Origin of the sequence: Exiguobacterium sp. S3, from assembly GCF_018617295.1 — a bacterium.
Classification (GTDB): domain Bacteria; phylum Bacillota; class Bacilli; order Exiguobacteriales; family Exiguobacteriaceae; genus Exiguobacterium; species Exiguobacterium profundum.
The window spans coordinates 844,183-867,686 of sequence record NZ_JACSJW010000001.1 but is presented as its reverse complement, the minus strand read 5'-3'; the positions used below and the strand labels follow the sequence as shown (position 1 = coordinate 867,686).

Annotated in this window: 23 protein-coding genes; 11 read left to right on the top strand and 12 right to left on the bottom strand. The window is 50.5% G+C overall.

Annotated elements, in window-relative coordinates; genetic code table 11:
• Positions 1-20: 20 nt before the first annotated feature.
• From KNO65_RS04530 to KNO65_RS04520, 3 genes are read right to left on the bottom strand one after another with little or no spacing between them, the layout of a single operon-like run.
• On the bottom strand, positions 21-1,121 hold the full coding sequence (locus KNO65_RS04530; RefSeq protein ID WP_214781894.1) for an ABC transporter permease: 1,101 nt from the start codon (positions 1,119-1,121) through the stop codon (positions 21-23).
• A complete protein-coding gene (locus KNO65_RS04525) occupies positions 1,108-2,241 on the bottom strand; it encodes an ABC transporter permease (protein WP_214781892.1) in 1,134 nt (377 codons plus the stop codon). Before KNO65_RS04525 ends, KNO65_RS04530 begins: the two co-directional genes overlap by 14 nt.
• Before the next feature lie 10 nt (positions 2,242-2,251).
• Entirely contained in the window at positions 2,252-3,184 is a 933-nt protein-coding gene (locus tag KNO65_RS04520) for an ABC transporter ATP-binding protein (RefSeq protein WP_214781890.1), read from the bottom strand.
• Between the two features lie 144 nt (positions 3,185-3,328).
• On the opposite strand from KNO65_RS04520, the gene KNO65_RS04515 reads away from it, so the two are divergent.
• On the top strand, positions 3,329-3,727 hold the full coding sequence (locus KNO65_RS04515) for a hypothetical protein (protein ID WP_159562802.1): 399 nt from the start codon (positions 3,329-3,331) through the stop codon (positions 3,725-3,727).
• An 87-nt stretch (positions 3,728-3,814) separates the two neighbouring features.
• Here KNO65_RS04515 and KNO65_RS04510 read toward each other — a convergent pair whose 3' ends face one another.
• The 8 genes from KNO65_RS04510 to KNO65_RS04475 form a co-directional block, all read right to left on the bottom strand.
• Positions 3,815-4,714, bottom strand: a complete 900-nt coding sequence (locus KNO65_RS04510; protein ID WP_214781888.1) for a CAP domain-containing protein — start codon at positions 4,712-4,714, stop codon at positions 3,815-3,817.
• Between the two features lie 110 nt (positions 4,715-4,824).
• On the bottom strand, positions 4,825-6,048 hold the full coding sequence (locus tag KNO65_RS04505) for an exo-beta-N-acetylmuramidase NamZ family protein (RefSeq protein ID WP_371730229.1): 1,224 nt from the start codon (positions 6,046-6,048) through the stop codon (positions 4,825-4,827).
• Between the two features lie 191 nt (positions 6,049-6,239).
• Positions 6,240-7,997: a C39 family peptidase gene (locus KNO65_RS04500; protein ID WP_214781886.1), complete on the bottom strand. Its 1,758-nt coding sequence runs from the start codon at positions 7,995-7,997 to the stop codon at positions 6,240-6,242.
• Between the two features lie 92 nt (positions 7,998-8,089).
• Positions 8,090-8,848, bottom strand: coding sequence for an ABC transporter permease (locus tag KNO65_RS04495; RefSeq protein WP_214781885.1), 759 nt, complete (start codon positions 8,846-8,848; stop codon positions 8,090-8,092).
• The gene (locus KNO65_RS04490; protein ID WP_159562797.1) at positions 8,848-9,696 is read right to left on the bottom strand and encodes an ABC transporter ATP-binding protein; all 849 of its coding nucleotides are present in this window, start codon (positions 9,694-9,696) and stop codon (positions 8,848-8,850) included. The genes KNO65_RS04495 and KNO65_RS04490 overlap by 1 nt, the downstream gene beginning before the upstream one ends.
• A complete protein-coding gene (locus tag KNO65_RS04485) occupies positions 9,693-9,899 on the bottom strand; it encodes a PLD nuclease N-terminal domain-containing protein (protein ID WP_012727079.1) in 207 nt (68 codons plus the stop codon). The genes KNO65_RS04490 and KNO65_RS04485 overlap by 4 nt, the downstream gene beginning before the upstream one ends.
• A 112-nt stretch (positions 9,900-10,011) precedes the next feature.
• Complete coding sequence (locus tag KNO65_RS04480; RefSeq protein ID WP_047794988.1) at positions 10,012-10,425, bottom strand: universal stress protein; 414 nt, start codon at positions 10,423-10,425, stop codon at positions 10,012-10,014.
• Positions 10,426-10,495: 70 nt separating this feature from the next.
• A complete protein-coding gene (locus tag KNO65_RS04475; RefSeq protein ID WP_214782121.1) occupies positions 10,496-11,968 on the bottom strand; it encodes a SulP family inorganic anion transporter in 1,473 nt (490 codons plus the stop codon).
• A 233-nt stretch (positions 11,969-12,201) separates the two neighbouring features.
• Here KNO65_RS04475 and KNO65_RS04470 point away from each other — a divergent pair, with 233 nt between their 5' ends.
• The 7 genes from KNO65_RS04470 to KNO65_RS04440 are packed head-to-tail and all read left to right on the top strand — an operon-like array spanning position 12,202 to position 18,558.
• Complete coding sequence (locus KNO65_RS04470) at positions 12,202-12,519, top strand: ArsR/SmtB family transcription factor (RefSeq protein ID WP_012727076.1); 318 nt, start codon at positions 12,202-12,204, stop codon at positions 12,517-12,519.
• Positions 12,520-12,532: 13 nt separating this feature from the next.
• Positions 12,533-12,892 (top strand): arsenite efflux transporter metallochaperone ArsD, encoded by a 360-nt coding sequence (arsD, locus tag KNO65_RS04465; protein WP_214781882.1) that lies wholly within the window; start codon positions 12,533-12,535, stop codon positions 12,890-12,892.
• A 12-nt stretch (positions 12,893-12,904) separates the two neighbouring features.
• Positions 12,905-14,662 carry an arsenical pump-driving ATPase gene (gene arsA / locus KNO65_RS04460; RefSeq protein ID WP_214781881.1) on the top strand — a complete coding sequence of 586 codons (1,758 nt, stop codon included), beginning with the start codon at positions 12,905-12,907 and terminating at the stop codon, positions 14,660-14,662.
• Positions 14,659-14,937, top strand: coding sequence for a HesB/YadR/YfhF-family protein (locus KNO65_RS04455; protein WP_012727073.1), 279 nt, complete (start codon positions 14,659-14,661; stop codon positions 14,935-14,937). Before arsA ends, KNO65_RS04455 begins: the two co-directional genes overlap by 4 nt.
• Before the next feature lie 32 nt (positions 14,938-14,969).
• Positions 14,970-16,256, top strand: coding sequence for an arsenic transporter (locus KNO65_RS04450; RefSeq protein ID WP_214781879.1), 1,287 nt, complete (start codon positions 14,970-14,972; stop codon positions 16,254-16,256).
• Positions 16,257-16,270: 14 nt separating this feature from the next.
• The gene (locus tag KNO65_RS04445; RefSeq protein ID WP_214781877.1) at positions 16,271-17,929 is read left to right on the top strand and encodes an FAD-dependent oxidoreductase; all 1,659 of its coding nucleotides are present in this window, start codon (positions 16,271-16,273) and stop codon (positions 17,927-17,929) included.
• A 59-nt stretch (positions 17,930-17,988) separates the two neighbouring features.
• Entirely contained in the window at positions 17,989-18,558 is a 570-nt protein-coding gene (locus KNO65_RS04440) for a hypothetical protein (protein ID WP_214781875.1), read from the top strand.
• Positions 18,559-18,582: 24 nt separating this feature from the next.
• Here the strand turns inward: KNO65_RS04440 and KNO65_RS04435 are convergent, their stop codons facing one another.
• Positions 18,583-19,719 carry a GGDEF domain-containing protein gene (locus tag KNO65_RS04435; protein ID WP_214781873.1) on the bottom strand — a complete coding sequence of 379 codons (1,137 nt, stop codon included), beginning with the start codon at positions 19,717-19,719 and terminating at the stop codon, positions 18,583-18,585.
• A gap of 178 nt (positions 19,720-19,897) precedes the next feature.
• Between KNO65_RS04435 and pulA the strand changes: the two genes are divergently transcribed.
• The 3 genes from pulA to KNO65_RS04420 all read left to right on the top strand — a co-directional run bounded on the left by pulA (position 19,898) and on the right by KNO65_RS04420 (position 23,478).
• Positions 19,898-22,819: a type I pullulanase gene (pulA, locus tag KNO65_RS04430; RefSeq protein WP_214781872.1), complete on the top strand. Its 2,922-nt coding sequence runs from the start codon at positions 19,898-19,900 to the stop codon at positions 22,817-22,819.
• 144 nt (positions 22,820-22,963) lie between these two features.
• Complete coding sequence (locus KNO65_RS04425) at positions 22,964-23,161, top strand: hypothetical protein (RefSeq protein WP_214781869.1); 198 nt, start codon at positions 22,964-22,966, stop codon at positions 23,159-23,161.
• 74 nt (positions 23,162-23,235) lie between these two features.
• Positions 23,236-23,478 (top strand): hypothetical protein, encoded by a 243-nt coding sequence (locus tag KNO65_RS04420; RefSeq protein ID WP_214781868.1) that lies wholly within the window; start codon positions 23,236-23,238, stop codon positions 23,476-23,478.
• Positions 23,479-23,504 lie beyond the last annotated feature (26 nt).

The following is a 23,504-nucleotide window of genomic DNA, read 5'->3' as shown; positions in this document are numbered from 1 at the left end:
ATGGGGGGCTCGCTTTTGTATTAGACGGTTAGGGGTCGTTTCTTCAACACGAGGATGGTGAGGAGGAAGACGACTCCGGTCATGCCAATCATGACAAGGATGGAGGGATACGGGAACTGACCCTCATACATCGTGATGACACCGTTATTCAACCAATAGGTCGGCAGGAAACGACCGACAAGTTTCAATGAATCCGGCAACCAGAGCAGGCTGATAAACGCCCCGCCGGTGATGGCGGATGCCATCGTAACCGAGATTTGAAAGATGTTCGCCTTCTCCCGATTCGTCGCAAACACGGCGATGAGACCACCGAGGGCTAGACAGACGAGCAGATAGGAAGAAAACAAGGCGAATACGGTCGGGAGATGTATCCATACATCCTGACCGTATAAAGCGAGGCTCACGCCAATCAACAGCATCACGTAGATGAAGCCGACGAGATAAAAGGCTATTAGCAGGGAGGCGAAGTAACGCCTTGGTGTCACCGGTGAGGCGAACAACCGCGCATAGATCTTCTCGTCCCGATCATCCGCGACAAACATAGGAATGAACTGGAGAAAGGTCGACATCATGATGAACGACAACAGACCGAAGAAGGCTTGTGTTCGGGCGGTCGTGGCGACACTTTCCTGGAACGGTTCACTTGAAAGTGTGTAACCGTTCGACGTCTCTTTTGACGCAAGCTGTTCGAACGTCGCTTCCTCATAGCCGCTCGCTTCGAGCAGTTGACGTTCGCGGGACAGATGACCGTTCAGCGCCTGTTCGATCAACGAGGCATCACTCCCAGCGATCGCAGAGAAGGAGAGGGGAGGCATGTCTCCTGTGAACGCCTGTTCCGTGAAGTCTTCTGGAATGATGAGGACAATATCTTCTCCTTCTAACAAGACATCCTCCGTGCTCGACTCGAGCAACGTGACCCGACCAAACCGTTCGGCCTCGTCAATGAGACGTTCGGCGAGAAGTCCGCCATCCCGGTCGACAATCCCGATCGATGCGTTCAAACTGGACGTTCCGCCGACGAAGGAGAGGATGAGCGCGAAACCGAACATCGACACGAAGGTGAACACCCACAGTCCTTTCTTTCGAAGCATCCGTTTGGCCACATGTCTAATGAGTACCATGACGCTTCACCCCTTTCGAGAGAATGTAGCTGAATGCGATCAAGACAAGGAGATGAATCCCGAGCAATCCGAGGCTTTGCCAATACAGATTCATGTCCCCTTCCCGCAGGAGGACGGCTAGCATCCCGTCCCGCATAAAGATCGGCATGAACACGTAGGCGGCCCAGGGTGCGTAGTTCAGTGTCACTTGGTCAAAACCGGGGACGTAGCCACCAGATAGAATCATGAGGATGGCGACGAAACCGTTGACGATCGCATCCTTTGTCGTCGCGCTCAACTTCGGCAAGTTGACGATCAGGAATCCGATGGCGACCCCGTACGCGGTCAAGGCGAGCCAAGACAGGATCAGATAGCCGAACTGCACGTTCGCCAAGTCGAATGTGCGATAGACGAAGTGACTGAACCAAAATAAGAGAATCAGTTGCAACAAGATGATGACGTAGCGACTGAACGTCCGCGCAAGTCGATATTGAACCGTTCGGACTGGGGCCGCTTGGATGCGCAAATAGCTGCCTGTGTTCGGCTGTTCTTCTCGTGCCATCGCCGTAATATAAAATGACCCGAACAATGCCGTCATGATCGAGATGGTGACGGTGAAATATTCGAGAGATGTCGGGGTGCGTCCCGCCAGGTCGACACTTTCCGTATCGAGCCACGCCTCATTCTCGTAAGGAGCCGACACGCCTGCTTCGGCGAGCGTGATCTGTTGATTGGCGATCGCCGTATACTGACCGAGGATGGCATCGAGGACGTCGAACTCGACGGTCGTCGGTTCCTCATAGAAGAGCGTGATGTCAGGTCCGTCGAGTTGCAAAATGACGTCGGCATCGCCATCGTTCACACCTTGTTCGGCAGATTGGAGATCGACGTATGGGACAAGTCGGATGAAGGCTTGAATGTCTTCCTCTTTTAAAAAAGCCTCGAGCGGCTCTCGATACTGGTCGGTCGACGATTCGACGTAGGCGACGTTCGTGACCGGAAGTTTGAACGTGTCACTGAAGACGGCCGACAGCATCGTCCCGAGTCCGAAAATGAGGATGAGCGGAAAGATGAGCATCCAAAAGAGGGTGGCACGATCCCGAAGCCGCTGTTTCACATCATATTTGATGAAGGTCCACATGACGCCCCTCCTATTCCCGAAGCGTCTTCCCCGTCAATGCCAAAAAGACGGTATTGAGGGAAGGACGGTCGACCGTGATGGAGGTGAAATGGACATGTTCTTGATGGAGCGTCTCAAGGAGCGGGGCGAGCGGCGTGTCCTTGTCTAACGACACCTCGATGTACGGCTCTTCATACTCCACTTTTTGAACGTGGTCGAGTGCATCGAGTCGTTCGAGCAAATTTGGTGTGAGCGCATCGACTTTGATCCGGGCCGTCTCGAGTGTCATGACACGGTCTTTCAATTCGTCCTGCGTTCCTTCTGCGATGATCCTTCCTTCATCAACGATGGCGATTCGGTCGCAGAGGAGTTCGACTTCTTCCATGTAATGAGATGTATAGATGATGGTGGCACCGCGGCGGTTCAGTTCGCGGATGTTCTCTAAAATGGTATTTCGCGACTGCGGGTCGATGGCGACGGTCGGTTCATCCATGAAGATGAGTTCGGGTTCATGGACGATGCCACAGGCGATATTGAGGCGACGGAGGAGACCGCCTGACAGTTCGGGCGGACGTTTCTTTTGATGGGCATCGAGTTCGACGAAGTGGAGCGCGGCCTCGGTCTTTTGTTTCGCTTCTTTCGGACTGAATCCATACAGCTCCGCAAAAAATTGGATGTTCTCATAGACGGTCAGCTGGTCATAGACGGAGACGTGTTGCGGCACGATCCCGACGCGGCGTTTGATGGTCAGTTCGTCTTTTGGCATCGCTTTTCCAAAAATGTGAATCGAACCGGAGTCCGCCTCGTACAGATTCAACATGACCGAAATGGCGGTCGTCTTCCCGGCACCATTCGGTCCGAGCAACCCGAAGAGTTCGCCTTCTTCCACTTTCAGAGTGAGGTCGTTCAAGGCAATCGTATCCCCGAACCGTTTCGTGACATGGTCGAGCGAGATAATGGACATCGTGATACTCCTTTCTCATGTGAAATGTTTCTCGTTCTACACAAAGGTGTTCGAGGATTGTCACGAATTTACCTGTCCGGAACGCATGAAATGTGCAATAATCTAATTATTCAGATAATTATAGTGTTGAAATGAGGGATTTGGATGAAAGGATGGCAATTCAATAAACAAGAGGGGGCATTGTTCCCGGACGAAATCGTGCTTTCTGCGTTTTGTACAGTCGAACCGAAACGAATGGATTCGACACTCCCGTTCTATTATGATGAGTCGATTTTTCGTTTCACGAATAAGCATGGGGAGACGTTCTACTTTAAAATATCACCGAGCTATCACGAGTTTGAAATCAATATCAAAGGTGGGGACGGGGAGCTCGTATATTATCAACTGCTCCGCACCGTCAGCAAGGTCGAGATTTTAGAAGACCGGCGAGACCACGCAGAGTTATTGATCGTCCTAGCTGAAGATCGAAAGCGGACCGTGACGTCAATCGAATTGACCGTCCGACCGCGTTTTCGTGTGCTCGTGAAAGAGCATGAGATATAAGAAGTGCGTAAGGCTCGAGAGCGGATGCGAATCCGCTTTTTTAATTGGCGAAAAAAAGACAGCCACGACGTGACTGTCCTTCAGCGGTTATTTCGTCAAAAAGATTTGAACATGGATGGTCGACCCTTGGGCATCGGTCGCTTTGCCAATCCCGAGGTGCGTATAATTCGCATTCAAGATATTCGCGCGATGACCGCTGCTGTTCATCCACGCATCGACCGCCCGGACTGGGTCGCTCGATCCTTTATAGATGTTCTCCCCCCAGCCCCGATACGAGACGCCGTAAGCGTCTAACGTGTCCCCGGGTGTACCGTTCTCCTTGAGCGTGTGCGAGAATTGACCCGTACGCGCCATCTCATCGGCACGGACTTGGGCGACACGGTTCGCCTCACTCGAAGCAGCGAGAAGAGAGAGACCGGCAGCCTTCCGTTCTTTGTTTGTCTCGGTCAACACGTTGACGGGCGACGTGAAACTGACATGATTGGCGAGGATGTACCCAGTGTATGAACCGTAGCGCACCTTGTACCATCGTGATGTGCCGGTATAGCGATATGACACGGTCTCAAGTTCTGTACCCTGCCGGACGAACTTGACGTTCGAAGAAGTCGTGAGCGGACGTGATTTTAAATAAACGCTCGACGGTTTGACGTACGTCGGTTTCGTGAACTTCACCTCAGCTGTGGACAAGCGGACATACTTGGCGGGCAGATAAGCGTAGCCGCTGCCCCATTGAATCTTATACCAGCGCATACCGTCCAATTGGAACGATGTCCGGACACGCATCGAACCGTCTCGCGGAATGAGTGCAAGTCGTTTCGCGCTCAAAGAAGGCGACTGCCGGACATTGAGTTGACTAATGTTGGTCACGTAACCGGTCGTGTTGATCGACGTCTCATAATATGCTTGGACGCGGTTGATAGAGAAGGGCGACCCGATCACACCGAGTGTCAGAATGATGGTGAGTAGTAGAGAGATATGCTTCTTCAATGGAATCGACTCCTTTTGTGGGACTCCCTATATTCTATATCGTTTGGGTGATTTTTGGTTTTACCATTTCATTACAAAAAGGATGGACTCTTCGTGAGCCCATCCTTGCTTCATTTATACAGTAAATACTCTTTCCGAATTGGGAGAAACGCGTCCCGCTCGTCCTCGATTTTCGTCAGGATGTCTTCAAGCGGAGCTCCTTCGAGAATCATATCTTTCACGTAGGCGTTTCCTGTCAATTTCGTGATGAAGTCATTCGCTAAAAACTCGAAGTCATCCGGATACATGCTGTGAGCCATTTGAATCATCGCAATCCCAGTTCTTGTCGATTCGAATCGAGCTGGATCAGTGACATAGACCTCAACCCCGTGCGTCAGTTTGCCCGCGTGTTTTGAGAACGTCGGCGTGAACGAGGCAGCCCGGAAAGCGACACCTGGCAAGTCGAGCCCGTTCAGCTCATTCGCATATTCATGCGCTTTTATATACGGCGCGCCGATCAGCTGAAACGGTTTCGTCGTCCCGCGCCCCTCGGATAAGTTCGTTCCTTCAAACAATCCGGTCGCAGGGTAAACATTGACCGTGTCGGTCGTCGGCATGTTCGGGGACGGCATGACGAACGGGAGTCCCGTGTCCTCATACATCATCGAACGCTTCCAACCTTTCATTTTTACGACTTCAAGGTCGGCTTGAATCTGATACTCGGTGTTGAACAGTCGCGCGAGTTCACCGACGGTCATCCCATGCTTTAGTGGAATCGGATAGAGACCGATGAAACTGGAGTAATCCGGGTCGAGCACCGGACCGTCAACGCGAAGCCCGCCTTGCGGGTTCGGACGGTCGAGGACGACAAACGGAATCCCGTTCTCGGCAGCGGCTTCCATCGCATACGCCATCGTATAGATATACGTATAGTAGCGTGTCCCGACGTCTTGGATGTCAAAGACGAGCACGTCGACATCTTGTAGCATCTCAGGAGTCGGTTTCTTCGTGGCACCATATAGGCTATATACAGGCAACCCCGTCACGTCATCGATGTAGGAACTGACCGTCGATCCGGCTTGGGCATCTCCCCGAACGCCATGCTCTGGTCCGTACAATGCCGTCAACTCGAAGTCATCGGACTGGTCAAATAGGTCGACGATGCTCGTTCTCTCCGCGTTGATCCCGGTCGGATTCGTGATTAGTCCGACCCGTTTTCCTTTCAAAATTTCCGGGTTTTCCATCAATCGGTCGACCCCGAGTTCGACCTTTGGTTTTTTCGGTTCAGACTTCGCATCGGCATCCAACCAGACGATGGAAGTCGTGAGAATCGTCAACGCAGCCATACCACCCATCCACTTTTTCATCAGAAACTCCTCCTTCGATTCATGTAAGCGCTTTAATTTCTTAACAGGAGTGTACCATTCAGAAATTTAATTTCAATATTTAATAATAAAAATAGGAATTTATATTTCTTAATTTCGTACTTTTCTCCTAATCGGACATAAAAAACGTGTCCTTCGATGAAAGACACGTTCCTATTTACTCATCTGACCGCGAGCGCTTTCCATCCCGTCGCGCTCATGACGGCGCTCACTTTTGACTTAGGGATGACCAAGCGACCGCGATATGGGTCGTTGATATACAAGTTTGACTTGTCATAGCCGGTTGCCAACATGACATGATAGTTAACGTAGCCGGTGAACTTCTTGTTCGAAGCGGTATACCAGTTGAAGTAGCCGTATGGTTTGTTGAAGTCGACACTCGCCCAGACGATGACCGGGTTGCCCATCGACAGTTCGCGTTCGATCGAGCCGAGCCCTTGATTGGACAAGTCTTTCACCGGACGATACTTACTGGCGAATTCAATCATGCCTTTTGGATAAATCCCATAGTTCTTATATTTTCCGAGCGTCCCTTTCGGATCTCCTGTGAACATGACGTTCGGGTCGACCCAGCGATAGAGACGGTTCTCATAGCGAGCGTTCCACATACTCTTTGGCATCTCGTTATATAAGGTCGAGGCGCTGACGGCACGCCCTTTTTCTTCAAGTGCCATTTTGAGGGAGAAGAACTCGCAGCCTGACGGATACCCCATCGGGAACTGACGATAGAGCGGGACGCTCATCTTATAGACGGACAGTGCCTGAGAATAAGCACCACGCGCATCGAACGAGGCGTTTCCGACACGACGGTTTTGATACATCTTTCCGTATGTATCAAAGTAATACCACTTGCCGTCGATGGCTTGCCAATCCGTCTTTTTCGTCAAGGCCGGAGCATAATATTCGTACTGGGTCGTATATTTCCATCCTTTCTCCGGCACACCGGTCGAATGGAAGTGATACGTCTTTCCATCTAATCGGAATTTCCCTTTCAAGCGGTATCCGTAAGTCGGGTGGAATCCGACCTTCTTCCCATCGACCGTTTGAAATCCGTACTCACGACGTCCATATGGGTCGAATGAATAGACGCGTGCATTCAATGTGTGGACACCTTCTAGTCGGTAGCCATAGGTCGGATGGAAGCCGTACATAACACCATTTATCTGTTGAAGGCCATACTTACGATCGCCGTATTTTCCGAACAGGTAGTGACGATTGTTAATCCGATGCAACCCTTCGAGGCGATACCCATAGTAGGGATGAAATCCATACACTTTTTCACCGATTCGGGTGAGACCTTGTCGACGTACCCCGTCAGTCCCGAAATAATAGCGTCGTGTGCCGATCGTCTGCCATCCGGTCGCCATCTTTCCTTGCTCCATCAAATAATATTTCTTGCCGTCAATCGTGTACATGCCTGTACGAATGGTGCCGTCTGGGAAGAAATAATGTTTGGCGTCACCAAACTGTTGCCATCCCGAGAGTCGGACCCCGTCCTCGTTGAAGTAATATCGTTTGCCTTCGATTGTCTGGAAGCCGGTGACGGCTTGACCGGTTTCGTCGTAATAATAGACGAGACCATCGCGTTCTTGCCATCCGGTGAGTAGCTTCCCGTTCTCGTCAAATGTGTATATCGTGCCGTTGACTGCATGGGGACCCGTGATGAGTCGACCGTCTGTCTCAAAATAATATGTAGCACCTTCGATTTCCTGCCAACCTGTGAGGAGGGTACCATCTTCATTCAGATAGTACGTATGACCCTCGATTACATGCCACCCTGTCAACACCGTCCCGTCACTCGATGTATAGACGATGCCATCCTCCGTCTGTTGGAATGAACCCTCAGCGGACGCGAACTGTGGACTCGTCCACACTGCACCGATTAACAGACCGATGCCGACCCTTCTTTTCCATGTCATTCATGTGACCTCCTCTGTATGCATACAGAAGAGATACCCATATTTATCCAAGATGAAGCTGTGGCAAATGAATCATTTGTAAGGTCAGACGTTTACGCCGTATGACTCATGAACCGAAGTCGTTTCGACGCCATATACAGGGATAGGATGACGACAACGGTTCCGGTCACAATCGGCCACACGAGATTCACTTCTGTCAAGAACACCTGACTCGATAGTGGACCGAGCATCCATGGCATCCAATCGAGGTCGACCCAGCCGATGAGGAGCGACATGACGAAATGAAGACCGAGCGTCAAGACGACTGCGACAACACCGCTCTCGATCATCGCAGCGAGGAGAATGAAGATGGAGAGCTGAACGACAAAATGAAAGACAAGAAGTGCTGTAGATATGAGAAATGCGGTTACATCAAACGCCTCGAAAAGAATAACCGTATAGTAAGCGGCCGCTAATTGGGCGAGTACGAGACCACCGACCGTCAATAGGACGTAATGTGCCCATTTACTGATAACGATGCGAGACGTCGGGATTTGTAACGACTTGAGCCAAGCGAGCGTTCCGTTCGTCCGCTCATGACTGAACGTATGCATCACCGACAACAAGACGACGAGAAGACCGATTTGGCGAAGCTGTTCACTGACTGAAATCAACACTTCTTCTGGTGTCGGTGTCGGGAGATCAATCACGGCGCCGTCCGGTAAATTGCCACCGGAAGCGAGGATATCTGGTAGGAAATAGAGCGTGAGCGGTTGCATCGAGGCAAGGAGCATGAGCACGATTGGGATCCAAATGAGTCGTTTGTTCGACCATGACTCTCGCCATTCCTGTTTAAAGATTGCGGTACGCATCAGGCGTTCACCTCCAAGAATAAAGATTCGAGTGACGGGTGCCCGACGTGTAGTGATTGGATGATGAGATTCCGTTCCAGGATGCGCCGCAAAATCGCCCGTTCGGCGAGATTCCGGTCCGTTGACTCAAACGTCCACGTCGAACCACGTTTGGTTGTTCGGGTCACGCCTTCTAACTGCGTCCAGTCTGCATCGGTCGTCCCATCGTCAAAGAGACGTAGCTCAATGGTCGACTTCGAACCGAGCAGGTCGGTCACGGTTCCTTCCATGAGCAATTTGCCTTGTCGAAGCAGGAGCACCCAGTCACTTGCCTCTTCGGCATCCGGCAGGACGTGCGTCGAGTACAGGATCATTCGCTCTCGTTTCAAGTCACTTAATAGATCGAGTACTTCTCGTCGACCGCGTGGGTCGAGTGCCGAGACCGGTTCATCGAGCAGTAAGAGTTCCGGGTCATGGACGAGCGCTTGGGCGATCCCGAGACGCTGTCGCATCCCTCCCGATAAGTTCGCTGCCGGCCGGTCGACCGGTTCGAGCCCGACTCGTTTCAATAGTTGAATCGGCTCGACGTGTTTGGTCCCCGTCAATTCAGCGGCATACCGAATCGTCTCGACAGGAGTCAACGATGGATAGAGGGCAGGGCGCTGAGGCAAATAGCCAATCCGAATACGTTCGTGTCCGGTCATATCGCCACTTGTCGGTTCGGTGACGCGGGCGAGCAAGTTCAAAAGCGTCGTCTTCCCGGCACCGTTTTCTCCAAGGAGGGACGTGCAACCCGGTCGTAATTCGAAACTGACATCATCGAGCGCCGTGAAGGAGCCGAATCGCTTCGTTACATGTGTGATTTTCATCGCGGAGTCCGTCCCCATAAGAAGTATACGATTGGGCCGAGTATGTTGATGAAGACGATGACGAGAAGCCATACCCATTTCGGGCCATTCGTCATGTCGCGTTTGAACAAGTCAATCAAGGCGACGACGAGCAGGATGAGTTGCAAAATCAAAACAGGTAGTAAGATGAGAAAAAGTGTATTCGGGTCATTTGCGATGTCCATCGCGAGAACCTCCTTTTGAATTAGCTGTCTTTAAAACATTCTACATGAACGGTATGTCCCCTGTATGTGACACAAAAAATCCCCATCTCACGACGGAGATGGGGACGATGCGTCATTTCACTATAATGACAGGAGCGAGAGCTCGTTTGGCCAGTTTATGACTCACGCTACCGAGCACGAACTCTTGGAACGTGTTCAATCCACGTGATCCGACGACGACGTATTCGTATGGTTCATGGTTCGCATATTTGACGAGCTCGACGTCCGGCTCCCCACGAAGTTCGATGTATTCGTAGGCAATGCCTTCTGCTTCCGTCAAATCGAACAGTGGCTTGAGCATCTGCTTTCGCTTCGTCTCCAAGTCGATTTTCCCTGTCGAATTGAGGGCCGCTTCTTTCGATTCCTTCGCACTGATGACGTGCACGATATCAATCGATGCATTCGACGCCTTTGCGAGCTGAATCGCTTTTTCTAGCGCACGTTTCGAGTGGGCAGAACCATCTGCCGCTAAAAATACCTTTCCCATGAAAAACTCCTCCTCTTTCGCACGTTCTACTTTTAGTATAGGTGATTTGGCGAAACGGGGAAATGATGAATCAGTGCCCTGCGTTCGCGTCTTGTTGCTTCAAGTGAAGGGCGAGTGTGTTGAGCAGTTTTTCCGAGTCTTTGTTCAAGTTGAGCAGTTCCGGTTCGATTCCGACTTCCCGATATTTGAAGATGACCTTATCGATTGCCCCGATGGCAGAGTCGTCCCAAAGATGCGTGTTCGCAAAGTCGATGGTGACTGTTTGGATACCGGCTTCAGCATCCTCTGTCACATCGAACTGATTGACGAATTCAGATGTCGAGGCGAAGAAGAGCTGACCGTTCACCATGTAATGAGCCTTGTCGGCATCGATCTTTCGCTCGAGATCGATTTTTGAGATTTTAGCAGCGAAGAGAATTGCTGCTGTCAAAATCCCGGCGAGTACACCGAGTGACAAATCATGTGTGACGACGGTGATGAGTACGGTGACGAGCATGACGACCGTATCCGATTTTTGGGCGGTACGCATCGCTTTGAGCGAACCCCAGTCAAACGTCGCATAGGAGACGAAGAACATGACCCCGACGAGCGCGCCGACCGGAATCAGCATGAGCACGTCGCTGATTGTCATGATCATGACGAAGAGCGCGAGACCGGCTGTAAGTGTCGACAGACGTCCACGAGCACCCGATGAGACATTGATGACCGATTGCCCAATCATCGCACATCCTGGCATCCCACCGAAGAACCCAGCAATGATGTTCGAAATCCCTTGTCCGCGCGATTCACGGTTTTTGTTTGAGTCCGTTCCTGTCATATCGTCAACGATTTGTGCCGTCAAGAGCGACTCGATCAATCCGACGAATGCGAGGGAAATCGAGTAAGGAAGAATGATCAACAACGTTTCAAACGTCAACGGGACGTTCGGGAATAAAAATTCCGGGAGTGTTGCTGAGATTGTTCCCATGTCTCCGATATTTTTCGTATCGAGACCGAGTGTGATGGCTAAAATCGTCATGACGACGATGGCGACAAGTGGTGCAGGGATGGCTTTTGTGACTCGCGGAAATAAGAAGATGATGGCGAGCGAGGCGGCGACGATTGCCCAGATGATCCAGCTTTCCCCTTCAAAGTTGGATAGTTGCGCTTGAAAAATCAGAATGGCAAGCGCATTGACAAAGCCAACCATGACGGCGCGTGGAATGAACTTCATTAAGCGGGCGATGCCGAGATAACCGAGTACGATTTGAATGACACCCGTTAGAATCCCAGCGGCCAGCAAATATTGAAGACCATGGTCGGCGACGAGTGAGACGATGACGAGCGCCATCGCACCGGTCGCAGCCGAAATCATCGCAGGGCGACCGCCTGCGATTGAAATCACCATGGCGATGATGAACGAAGCATAGAGCCCGACCATCGGGTTGACGCCAGCGATGAGTGAGAACGCAATCGCCTCAGGGATGAGGGCGAGAGCGACAACAATCCCCGCAAGGACGTCTGCTCGGACGTTACCGAGCCAGTCTTGTTTGATTGTATTCATTTTTTCCAAGAAGAACACACCTCTCTTTATATTTTGACTTTGATCTTCGAGTCTCACGAAGATCAAATGCCACATTATATGAAAGGAAATGTTCCAACGTTACGTGTTTTCACAACGTGTTTCATCATAACGGATTTTTTTTGAAATGACAATTGAATGAAGTTGAAAAGTATGGTAATTTCATAACGGATACGTTATATAACAATTAGGTTATACAGGAAGGGGAAGTGGAAATGTACACTGCGGAAGAATTAAGCAAAGTACTCAAGGTGCTCGGTGATCCGACTCGATTGACCATGCTGAAACAGATGGAAGCGGGAGAACAGTGTGCGTGTAGTTTCGTCGACTGTTTTGACATCTCACAGCCGGCAATCAGCCGTCATTTGAAGATGTTGCGTCAGGCTGGACTGTTATTAGAGCGCCGAGACAAACAATGGATCCACTATCGATTGAATGAGACGAGCCCTTTTTATGGGATTGTCGTCGATTTGCTCGACAAGATTGAGACAATCGATGTGAGTTGCGACTGTGACACCGAATGTGCAATTTAAGGAGGAGTCAACGATGAAACTTGAAGTGTTTGAACCGGCAATGTGCTGTCCAACAGGATTATGTGGTCCATCCATCGATCCAGAACTGACGCGAGTGGCGACAATTCACTACGTGTTAAAACAGCGAGGCTTCGATGTTGCTCGTTATAATCTGGCATCGGAACCGAATCGATTCGTTGAAAATGTCAAGGTGCAAGCTGAAATTGCAAATGGGCTCGAGATGCTACCGCTCACAGTAGTTGATGGAAAAATCGTAAAACGGGGTGCCTATTTAACAGATGAAGAAATTGCGGAGTTGACGGGACTACCGGTTGACGCATTTGCCAAGAAAGATAGAGAAAAGCCGAAAGTTCGCATCTCACTGAAGAAATAAGGAGATATGCTCATGAAGACATTTGATTTTCATACGATTGAACCGACCCGTTATGTGTTCTTGACCGGGAAAGGTGGCGTCGGGAAGACATCGACAGCGTCAAGCCTCGCCCTGACGCTCGCCGACCGTGGCAAGCGTGTCTTACTCGTTTCGACCGACCCGGCCAGTAATTTACAAGACGTGTTTGAGATGGAACTCCATGAGACGCCGCGCCTCGTTCCGGAAACAAAGCTTGCCATCTCCAACTTCGATCCCGAAGAAGCGGCAAAACAATATATGGAACGCATGGTCGGACCTTATCGAGGTGTATTGCCGGACGTGGCCATTCACTCGATGGAAGAGCAATTATCCGGTGCCTGTACGGTTGAGATTGCGGCATTCGACCAATTTACGGACTTGTTGACGTCCGTGTCAGCCCGTGAGGCGTACGATCACGTCATCTTTGACACGGCACCGACTGGTCATACGTTGCGCCTACTCACCTTGCCGAGTGCATGGGATGAATTTTTGGAGACGAACACGACAGGTGCGTCTTGCCTTGGTCCGCTTGCCGGTTTAGCTGACAAACAATTGCAGTACAAAAAGGCCGTTGAGACGCTCACTGATGGTAAAGAGACGACGCTGCTTCTCGTTGCCCGTCCCGAAACATCCACACTCATCGAAGCGGAGCGTGCTTCGACCGAACTTCGCGCCATCGGCATCGAGCGAATGCAGCTCATCATCAACGGTCTTGTCCAACAGGATGAAGGGGCAGACCGATACACGAAGCGGCTCATCGAGCGTCAGCAACAAGCACTCCGTGAACTTCCTGAAGGCATAACTGACCTCGAGGCATTCAAACTTCCATATGCTTACGAAAATCTGATTGGTGTCTCTGCACTTCGGCGCTTTGTGAACGGAGAGACGGTCGCTGTCGCAAATGCATGCTATGACTCGAGTCGTTACGGATCACTTGATCGACTCGTTGATGAGATTGAGGCGGACGGTCCAAGTGTCATCATGACGATGGGGAAAGGTGGCGTCGGGAAGACGACACTTGCTTCGCTGATTGCGGTCGCGCTTCATGAAAGAGGGCACTCTGTTCATTTGACGACGACGGATCCGGCCGCTCATGTCGCTTTCACGATTGGGACAAACATTGCAGATACGTTCACGGTCGATGCCATTGACCCGAAAGTTGAGATTGAGAGGTATCGACAGGATGTGTTCAAGGAAGCAGGGGACCTGAATGAAGAGCAACGTATGATGCTCGAGGAGGACCTGCGTTCGCCGTGCACCGAAGAAATCGCCGTTTTCCGTGCCTTTGCGAATCAGGTAGCGAAAGCGAAAGACCGTTTCGTCGTCATCGATACGGCACCGACCGGACACACGCTTCTTCTGTTAGATGCGACCGAGAGTTATCATCGCGAACTCGAACGCTCGACTGGCGTTGTCCCGGAAGCAGTCCGAGATTTGTTGCCGAAATTACGTGATCCGAAACAAACGCACGTCATCATCACGACCTTGCCTGAAGCGACGCCGGTATATGAAGCTGAACGACTCGTAGCAGATTTGAATCGGGCTAAGATTCTACCGTTCGCTTGGGTCGTTAATCAATCGTTCACGCCACTCGATGTCACAAGCAAACTATTGACCGCGAAAGTCGCGAATGAAGTCCTATGGCTCGAACGTGTGAACAGCTATCGGCGTCCGACGATACTCGCCTGGCAAGAACATTTGCCAGTCGGATATTCCGCGTTATCCCAACTATTGAAGGAGGAAGTGAAATGAAGATCACGAATGAAGCCATCGATTACTTAAAAACAGCGCTAGAGGAGGAGCAGACAAAATCGGTCCGCATCATCACGGAGGCCGGTTGCTGTGGACCGACACTAGGTTTGGCCGTAGCGACACCGGAAGCGACCGATGAGGTGAAGCACTTCGACGACCTTACGTTTGCCGTGGCGAACGAAGCTACAGCGTTGTCCGCAAACGTCACGCTCGACGTTGAATCAACAGAAGAGGGAATGACACTCGTGTTGCACGGTTTGCAGCCGAGTTGCTAAAAAATAAATAGAGATTATTGGAGGATTACATTGTGCAGTGGATTGCTAGTTTAATTTTTCTTGTGACGCTTTTCCTCATCATCAAGCAACCGAAAGGCCTCGGCATCGGTTACTCGGCGATGGGGATGGCTGTCATCGCTCTCGTTTCGGGCGTCGTCAATCTTGATGACGTCGGAACGGTGTGGGGCATCATTTGGAACGCGACGTTCACCTTTATCGCAATCATCATCATTTCGCTCATTTTAGACGAGATTGGATTTTTTGAATGGGCTGCCTTACATATGGCGCGAATCGCCAAAGGTGGAGGGGTGAAGCTCTTCGTCTATATCACACTACTCGGTGCCCTCGTCGCAGCCTTGTTTGCAAATGACGGGGCGGCGCTGATCTTGACACCGATTGTCTTGGCGATGGTCCGGGCTCTCAAACTACCGGACACGGTCGTCTTGGCATACGTCATGGCATCCGGATTCATCGCCGATACGGCGAGTCTTCCGTTCATCGTCTCGAACCTCGTCAACATTGTCTCAGCCGACTTCTTTGGCATCGGGTTCGCCGAGTACGCCGCGCGGATGGTGTTCGTGAACGTGTTCGCGGTCGCGGGGAGTCTGCTCGTGTTGTACCTTTATTTCAAAAAAGATATCCCGAAACAGTATGACGCCTCACAGTTGGCTGAACCTTCGTCCGTTATTAAAGACCATACGATGTTCCGCTTATCCTGGATTGTACTCGGTTTACTGGTCATCGGATACTTCACGAGTGATTTAGTCGAGATCCCCGTTTCGCTCGTCGCGGGTGTCATCGCCTTGTTCTTCCTCGTGATGGCTAACCGCTCGTCAGCGGTCCAGACGATGCAAGTCATCAAAGGTGCACCGTGGGCCATCGTCTTCTTCTCGCTCGGGATGTATATTGTCGTCTACGGTTTACAAAATGCCGGACTCACTCAAGTATTGGCGAACTTTATCGATTGGTTCGCGGTTAACAGCTTCAGTGCCACGTTCGGGATGGGCTTTTTGGCCGCCATCTTGTCATCGGTCATGAACAATATGCCGACCGTCATGATTGATGCGCTCGCCATCGACTTGACGCATACGACCGGACAGATTCGGGAAGCGTTAATCTATGCGAACGTCATTGGTTCCGATCTCGGTCCAAAGATTACCCCGATTGGGTCGCTAGCGACGCTTCTATGGCTCCACGTCCTTCGTACGAAAGGCCTCAAAATCGGATGGGGACAGTACTTTAAAGTCGGGATCATCTTGACGATTCCGACATTGGCTATCACGTTGCTCGGCCTATACATCAGCTTATTACTTTATTGAGGAGTGGATTATATATGAAACTAGTCATCATCGGTTCAGTCGCTGCAGGGACATCGGTTGCGGCGAAAGCGCGTCGGAATAACGAAGACGCACAAATCACGATTTACGATCGAGATTACGATATCTCGTACTCTGGTTGTGGGATTCCTTACTACGTTGGGGGAGAAGTCGAGTCACGTGACGATTTGACACCGCGCGATGCGGCCTTCTTCAAGAAGCGCTACAACATCGACGTGATGACGCGTCATAGTGTGACTTCAGTCGACAAAGACACGAAGACGGTGACGGTTGAAAACTTAGAGACGGGTGACACGTTCACGGACTCATATGATGTCCTCGTCCTTGCGACGGGTGCGTCGAGCATCATCCCACCGATTCCAGGGGTGAAGTCGGACAACGTCTTCCCGATTCGAAACATCCAACATGCGGAGGCGACACGCTCCTTCGTCGATTCGACAGACCCGAAACATGCGACAATCATCGGAGCCGGCTTCATCGGTCTAGAGATGGCGGAACAGTTGAAGCTTCGTGGTGTGGACGTGACCATCATCGAACGTGTACCGCAAGTGATGCCACCACTCGACAAGGATATGGCGTGTCGCGTTGAGGAACACCTCGAGAAGAACGGAATCGAGCTCATGCTCGGAGAGACCGTGACAGAACTTGTCGGTGACGGACACGTCGAACGGGTCGTCACGGAGAGTGGGAAGACGATTGAGACCGACCTCGTCATCTTGTCTGTCGGAGTCCGTCCGAACGTCGAACTTGCTATGCAGATGGGGGTTACACTAGGTGAGACAGGAGCGATTGCCGTCAATGAGCGGATGGAGACGAACCTCCCTGATGTCTATGCGGCAGGAGACGTCGCGGAGAGTTTCTCGATCGTGACTGGGAAACCGATTTGGCGTCCACTCGGTTCGACAGCGAACAAGATGGGGCGGACCGCCGGGGACGTCATCACGGGCGGTCACCTCGAACATCGGGGTATCCTCGGAACGGGCATCTTCAAAGTGTTCGGGCTTGCCGTCGCGCAAACGGGTCTCGCCGAAAAAGAAGCACGTGAACTCGGGTACGATATCGAGGTGCTTCATAACACGAAACCGGATAAGCCTGCTTATATGGGTGGAAAAGATATGACGATTAAAGCGGTCGCCGATCGTGCGACGCGTCAACTGCTCGGTGTCCAAATCGTTGGATTTGAAGGAGTCGACAAACGAATCGACGTCTTCGTCACGGCCATCACCCTTAAGGCGAAAGTGGACGACTTGTTCCATCTCGACCTCGCCTACGCACCACCGTTCTCGACGACGAAAGACCCGGTCATGTATACGGGGATGGTGCTTTCGAACAGTATCGACAAGGCGGCTCGACTCATCACGCCGGCCGAACTTCAGGCACGAATCGATGCCGGGGAAGACATGCAAATCATCGATACGCGGAAAGCTGCGCAGTTCGAGAAGGCGTGTGTCGATTGTGCGGTCAACGTCCCACTCGGCAACCTCCGGGAAGCGGCGAAAGACATGGACAAGGACAAAACGACCGTCGTCTACTGTAACGGTGGGGTGACGGGGAACGCAGCCCAGAACGTGCTTCGTAACCTCGGATTCACTGACGTGTACAACTTGTCAGGTGGAAACAAGAATTATCAGTTGTTTAAAAAATACGGAAACTGATCATGACGACGTCCATTGTGGGCGTCGTTTTCTGATATGCTGGACGTGAGGTGAAGTGAATGGATTATAAGATATTACATGAGAAGTTTGAGCGACGGAAGCAGTGGCTCATTTTTGAAAAAGAAGAAGTCGTCCGTCGTGTCATGGTGCGCTACAAGGCAAGAATTATCCCGAAGACGGACATCATGGACTTGGTGAACGACGATCAACTGTCCTATGAACATATCTTTTGTTGCTTAACGATTGATGACACAAGAACGCTCGAGAAAATCTTCACGACGAAAGAGCGACAAGACCATCAGTGGGAGATTGATGACAATGCGAGACGCGGGATGAGATACAAGTACAAAGACGAGGCACATCGACTTTACAACCAGTTGATCATCGATGAACAGGAAGGACGACGACTCGACATCGTCTTCGAGAGCAAAGACGGGAAGTATGTGACCGGTTTTTTGACGAGGTATATGTCTAAGCAAGTCGCCTCTTATATTTTTGCGCATGTCGGAGGTGCCAAGTTCACAGGTCTCGTCCCACGGCCACTCTTACCAGCGGATTTGACAGATGAAGAAATCAAGATGAGCTATCTTCGTTACTTGGAGTCGCTCGATGAATGGAATAAACTTTGAAAAACCTCTCACAAATGTGAGAGGTTAGTTTGCTTTCTGTTGACTCCATTTGCCGATTTGATTTCGCCCGTTCCGTTTGGCGACGTAAAGACCGATGTCTGCCTTTTTGATTAGTTGGGCGGATGTGACGACCTTTCGTTCAGAAGTGCTCGATACTCCGATTGAAATGGTGACCTCAAGCATCGATCTGTCAGGTAATTGAAACGGTTGTTTCGAAACTTCGGTCAAATAGCGATTCGCAATCGACATGGCTTGCGAAAGGTTGCAGTCGGCAAGTAAAACAGAGAACTCTTCTCCACCGTTTCGGCAGACCATGTCATCTGCTCGCGCGATTCCAGAGAGACGTTGACCGAGCTCGACTAAAATTGCATCACCCGCATCGTGTCCATACATATCATTAACTGATTTGAAGTGATCGATATCGATTAACAACAACGCAATCTCGTTCGGCGACGTGAACACTTCTTCATCGACGCGTTTCATTTCCTCATCAAACTGTCTTCTATTACCTAACCCCGTTAATGTATCCGTATAAGCCGCTTCTTTATATTTTGTGATAAGACGTTCAGAGCGTTCGATTTTTCGTATGCCACCATACACGATATGCAAAAAGAATCCTGCCGCGTAACCGATGAATAAAAACCAGATGAGTGTTATAAAATATGCACTTGGCTCCTTATAGTTCGTCATGTTGAGAATAGAGAAGAGTGCAATGAACGTAAGACTAATCATATTTACGATTCGAATATCTTGTGTCGGCTGGATCCGTTCGCGCATTCGTAAGAACAGAAATGCTGTTCCAGCTGCTACGGAATAATCTAGGAGTGTGATCAGAAGTAGCATTTCTCCGGGAACGATAAACGGAAGTAGGATAATACTCGTCACATACGTGATACGCAGACCAGATATCCCAAAGTACAAAGCAGAAATGATGAGTGGGACAAATCCATACTGAAAGTCCGCTTGAGCGTTCCAAAGTACACCATGAAGCGTGATGATCATAGAGAGTCCTGCTAGGAGGATGGAGATGGTCATCTGACGCCGAATCGGTAATTTATTTGTGAAACCGAGCTTGGTAAAACGTGAGATCAGATATAGACCAACGAGCAAAAGGCTCGCGTTGGCAATTAGGTTATTAATTAAGTTTGTAAGTGATAGCAATTAAGTTTTTCCTCCTTAAATTCTAAATACAGGTTGAACTCTCGGAAAGCAATCCTTTTTGTGGAGGAAAGGTGTTTAGTGCTCTACTTTACTAAAATAACATTGCTTCACTAAAAGAAACCGTTTACAATTTCTGTGTAAGCGTTTTCTCAAAATAGTGCTACAAGGAGGGACCCTCATGGTCAAAAAGCAATGGAAACCCGTATGGGCAGTTGTGCTAACGTTTGCACTGATTCTGTCAATGTTTCCGATGCCGACGTCCGCTTTAGATAAAGGGAAGTCGACACTTGTCGTCGTCCATTATCAAGAGGCGCCGGATAACGAAAAGGATTGGAACTTATGGCTTTGGGCGAACGGCCCAGATTACTTCCCGAATAAAGGCTTCACATTCAACGGGGAGGATGCATTCGGAAAGGTGGCGGCTTACGAATTCCCAGTCGATTCACCTGAAAAAATCGGTCTCATCGTCCGCACGGATAATTGGGACAAAGATAAAGGTTCTGAGAACGACCGCTTCATCACAAGCGATATGATTCAAGATGGCGTCGCCGAAGTGTGGATCAAGTCAGGCGATCCGACCATCTATACGTCAAACCCGGACGGGGAGACGGCTTCGACGGAAATCGATATGAAAGTTCATTATTTCCGTTACGACAATACATATACGGACTGGGGTCTTTGGGCTTGGCCGGACGGTGGGGACGGGCAGAGCATCGCCTTCGATGAGGCTGATGATTTCGGTGCCGTCGCGAACGTGAAACTCGCCAACCCGGAATCGAAGAAACTCATGGGCTTGATCACGAAAAAAGGAGAATGGACGGAGAAGGATGGGGAAGACCGATTCGTTCTCGGGACTGCGAAAGAGATTTGGCTCGTTGAAGGAGATTCGACAATCTACTATTCAGAGCCACAAATCGATCGCTCTCCAAAACTTGTCTCGTTCTCGGCGGACACGTTCCGTCAAGCGACACTCACAACGAACCGCGTCATCACGGATGCGTTTATCGATGAATTGAGCGTAGACGGGGCAACGGTGGAATCGATTGAAAAAGCTAGCGACAAGTCGGTGACGATTCAATTCAAAACAGACATCGATTTAGCGAAAGTCATCAAAGCCTCGCACCCTGAGTTCGGAGAACAGACGCTCCAAGCCGGCAAAGTTCTTCGTTCGAAAGAATTTGATGCGAAATATGCATACGACGGTAAACTCGGTGTCACGTACCAAAAGTCGAAAACGAAGTTTGTCCTCTGGGCACCGACGGCTCAACAAGTCGAGCTCGAACTGTGGAACATGCCGACGAACCGACCGACGAACGACAAAGATATGAAGAAAGTGATTCAAATGAAGCGCGGTGAGCGCGGCACGTGGGTGACGGAAGTTCGTGGTGACCTGGACGGCATCGGTTATACGTACCAAGTGACCCATGCGACAGGGAAGGTCCGTGCGGTCGATCCGTATGCGACGGCTGTCGGCGTGAACGGTGACCAAGGTGTCATCGTCGATTTGAAAGAGACAGATCCAAAACGTTGGAATTCGATGAAACCGAAGTTGAAACAATCGACTGACGCGATCATCTATGAGACGCATGTCCGTGATTTCTCCATCTTTGATGTGAAGACGGACAAATACGACTCAGGCATCCAAAACAAAGGGAAGTATCTCGGTGTCATCGAACCAGGAACGCGTCTTCTCGTTGACGGAAAGAAAACGGCAACGAAGACGGGGCTCGATCACGTCAAAGATCTCGGCGTGACACACGTTCAGTTCATTCCGGTCTATGACTTCAACACGGTCTCCGTCGATGAGACGAATCCGATGGCGACGTACAACTGGGGATATGACCCGAAAAACTACAATGCACCAGAAGGGTCGTATTCAACGAATCCTTACGATGCGAAAGTACGTATCATGGAAATGAAACAGATGATTCAAGGGTTACATGACAACAATTTACGTGCCGTCATGGACGTCGTATACAATCACATGTTCGATGCGCAGGCGTCGAATTTGCACAAAATCGTACCGGGTTACTACTACCGTTACACAGCAGGTGGTGACTTCGCCAACGGTACAGGTGTTGGAAACGATACGGCATCTGAACGGGCGATGATGCAAAAGCTGATCGTCGACTCGGTCGTCTATTGGGCAAAAGAGTACCATTGGGACGGATTCCGTTTCGACTTGATGGGAATCCATGACGTCGACACGATGAACAAGGTTCGTTCGGAGTTGAATCGAGTCGACAAGTCGATTCTCGTCTTCGGAGAAGGATGGGACCTTGGTACGCCGCTCGATGCTGAATTAAAAGCAAATCAAAAGAACGCCTACGACATGCCGGGCATCGCCCACTTCAATGACAACATCCGTGACGGCTTGAAAGGTAGCGTCTTCTTCGATGAGGACAAAGGATTCGTCAACGGAAAAGAAGGCATGGAAAATCGCGTGAAGACGGGAATCGTCGGTGAGATCGCGTATAACGACACGATTAAAGGATTCACGAAAGAACCGACGCAAGCCATCACGTACGTTGAGGCCCACGACAATCACACGTTATGGGACAAGCTGGAGTTGACGAACCCGATCGCATCTGAAGTGAACAAGACGAAGATGCACCGACTCGCTTCAAGCATCATTTTGACGAGCCAAGGGACGACATTCCTTCACGCCGGACAAGAGTTCATGCGTACGAAGGAAGGCGACCACAACTCGTACAAATCACCGGACTCGATCAACCAGCTCGATTGGAAACGGGCAGCCGACCGCAAGGCGGACGTCCAATACATGAAAGGCTTGATTGAGATGCGTAAAGCCAACCCAGGTCTTCGGATGACAAAAGCGAGCGATGTGAAACGATTCTTGACGTTCCACAAAGCGGAAGCGAACGTCATCACGTACACGATTGACGAAGATGCACCGGGTCAAAAGAACGACTTGTTCATCACGCATAACGCCAACCCGACGAATGTCCAAGTCACCCTTCCAAAAGGGAACTGGAACGTGATTGTCGATGGCGACCGTGCCGGAACGAAGACAATCAAGCGCGCGACTGGAAAAGTAAGCGTGCCTGCATACAAGACGTTCGTCCTCGAACGGAACTAATCATTGACCCCACTTTGAAACGAGTGGGGTTTTCTAATGGAACAATGATGGGTAATTGGTAATTAATGCTTTAAAAACTAGTTTTTTGTATGAACACGAGAATTTCCGTTTGAAACTTCCATCTCTTTCGAAAGGAGAGGTTGTATGGCGATTTTCAAAAAATGGATTCATCGCGTCAATGGTGACGTCACGGATCTATTGTCAACTGGACGGATTCCCCCGTTCCATGTGGATTCGCTCCTGATTGAACAGTATCCGGATGCTATTTACGTACTCGATACAAATGGTCGACTAATCGACTCGAATGAAAAGATGGGACTGCTGTTCGATAACTGCGCATGATCTCCAGCCGATGCGGAAGAGTTTGCGCCGTATCACGAACAGGCGTTAACCCGAGAAACGGTTCATCCTGACGATTGAGAGCGGTTGACTCAAGCAATTCAGACGTCACGTTCATCATTCGTTTTGTATCCGGTACAGACTTGCCTGTCCGCTTACGTCGAATGACTGAAGTGACGAATGGGCTGTATCAATATGCCGCCGACTACGAATCAAGTCCGACCATCGAGGCGCAAATGACCGCCCTCGAGCAGGAAGTGAGCGAAAACGAAGAAGTCACCGACTACATCGAACTCGTCCATCAGCCAGAGCGGTCTTGAGTACCCGACTTGTCTTCTGTGAGAAT